The organism is Betaproteobacteria bacterium (genome assembly GCA_016791345.1).
Classification (GTDB): domain Bacteria; phylum Pseudomonadota; class Gammaproteobacteria; order Burkholderiales; family JAEUMW01; genus JAEUMW01.
Genome location: JAEUMW010000469.1, coordinates 1 through 1,898 on the forward strand (window position 1 = coordinate 1; position 1,898 = coordinate 1,898).

The 1,898-nt window shown below is 67.4% G+C and carries 3 protein-coding genes; 2 read left to right on the top strand and 1 reads right to left on the bottom strand.

Annotated features, from left to right (window positions below; genetic code table 11):
* The first annotated feature begins 36 nt into the window (after positions 1 to 36).
* Both JNK68_17515 and JNK68_17520 read left to right on the top strand, forming a co-directional pair.
* Positions 37 to 1,014: a CoA ester lyase gene (locus JNK68_17515; GenBank protein MBL8542143.1), complete on the top strand. Its 978-nt coding sequence runs from the start codon at positions 37 to 39 to the stop codon at positions 1,012 to 1,014.
* A gap of 73 nt (positions 1,015 to 1,087) precedes the next feature.
* Positions 1,088 to 1,498: a TerB family tellurite resistance protein gene (locus JNK68_17520; GenBank protein MBL8542144.1), complete on the top strand. Its 411-nt coding sequence runs from the start codon at positions 1,088 to 1,090 to the stop codon at positions 1,496 to 1,498.
* 37 nt (positions 1,499 to 1,535) lie between these two features.
* On the opposite strand, the gene JNK68_17525 is transcribed toward JNK68_17520, so the two are convergent.
* The coding region (locus tag JNK68_17525) for a class II glutamine amidotransferase (GenBank protein ID MBL8542145.1) at positions 1,536 to 1,898 on the bottom strand (363 nt) is incomplete at its 5' end.

A 1,898-nucleotide genomic window follows, 5' to 3' on the forward strand; every position in this document is an offset into this window, starting at 1 on the left:
CGCGCTGCCCATAACTAAACCCGGAGAGACAACACCATGAGTTTCACCATCGTCGAGCAGGCGACACCGCGCCTGCACCGCTCCGAGCTGGCAGTGCCCGGCTCGAACCCCGCGATCTTCGAGAAGGCGGCCAAGTCCGCCGCGGACATCGTGTTTCTTGACCTGGAGGACGCGGTGGCGCCGGACGACAAGGAGCAGGCGCGCAAGAACATCGTGCAGGCGCTGAACGACATGGACTGGGGCACGAAGACGATGATGGTGCGCATCAACGGCCTCGATACGCACTACATGTATCGCGACGTCATCGACGTCGTCGAGAACTGCGCCCGGCTCGACATGCTGCTCATCCCGAAGGTCGGCGTGGCGCAGGACGTCTACGCCATCGACATGCTGGTGACGCAGATCGAACAGGCGAAGAAGCGCACCAAGCGCCTGGGCTTCGAAGTGCTGATCGAGACCGCGCTCGGCATGGCGAACGTCGAGGCGATCGCGCAGTCGAGCCGGCGGCTGGAGGCGATGAGCTTCGGCGTGGCGGACTATGCGGCGTCCACGCGTGCCCGCACCACCGTCATCGGCGGCGTCAACCGCGACTACGGCGTGCTCACCGACAGGAACGAGCGCGGCGAGCGCGAGTACTTCTGGACCGACCCGTGGCACGCCGCGCAAACGCGCATGATGGTGGCGTGCCGCGCGTATGGCCTGCGCCCCATCGACGGCCCGTTCGGCGACTTCGGCGACGCGGATGCCTTCATCGCGGCGGCAAAGCGCGCAGCGGTGCTGGGTTACGAGGGCAAGTGGGCGATCCACCCCTCGCAGATCGAACTGGCGAACCAGGTGTTCACGCCTTCGGAGACTGAGGTCACGCGCGCACGGCGCATCGTCGACGCGATGGCGCAGGCCGCGCGCGAGGGCAAGGGTGCGGTCTCGCTCGACGGCCGCCTGATCGACATCGCGAGCATCCGCATGGCCGAAGCGCTGCTCGCCAAGGCCGACGCCATCGCCGGCGCCGGCTAGGACAGGCGCATCCGGCGCCGGGTCCGCGGTGTCGACACTGTGCGCGCACAACTCGGCAGGGAGGAATTTTCAGGTGAGAAGTTATCCGCAGAACAGCCCGGAAGCCATGGCGCGCATCATTGCGCTCGTGCTGCTCGCCGATGCCGAACTCGACGACAGCGAGGTGGAGATGCTGGACCGCCTCGGCGTCTACGAGCGCATCGGCGCAACGCGCAAGACGTTCATCCGCGTCGTGCGCGAATATTTCGACGATCTGCTCGATGGTTCCGGCGAGCGCGTTCGCCTGGTCGACAGCCAGCGCATCGACGCCGCGCTCGACGCGGTGGACGATCTGCAGAAGCGGCGCGATCTCGCCGGCATGCTCTTCGACCTCATCGGCACCGACGGCACCGTCAACGATGCGGAACTCGCGACGCTGCGTCACGTGCTCGCGCGCTGGGGGCTGAGCCTCGGCGAGATCGAAGTGAGCGTGTCGCGCAGCTGAGGCACGCGGTTGCCGCACGACCGGCGCGGGCGCAGGATCAGGCGCCGGGCGGTGCGATGCCCTGGGTGCACGGCGGCTTCGGCACGAACGGCTCGAAGTCGTCGTGCCCCTGGTTGACGACGCCGCAGCTGCTGTCAGGGACTTCGTTCCACGCGTCCGGGAGATCGCCGAGGGGCTCCGACATGACGAGCCGCGTGTGGTCGCTCAGGCGCCGGAACAGCGAATTCTGCGGATAGCGCTGGCGCAGCTCCTGCACGGCCGCGGTGTAGAAGAGCGAGCGTGACTGGCGCTCGCTCGAATAGCGGAACACCCAGAGCTGCTCGCCATTGGTCGTGGCCACCGTCATCTGGATCGGGAATTCGATGCCGTAACCGCGCCCGGTCGCCTCGACCAGACCCAC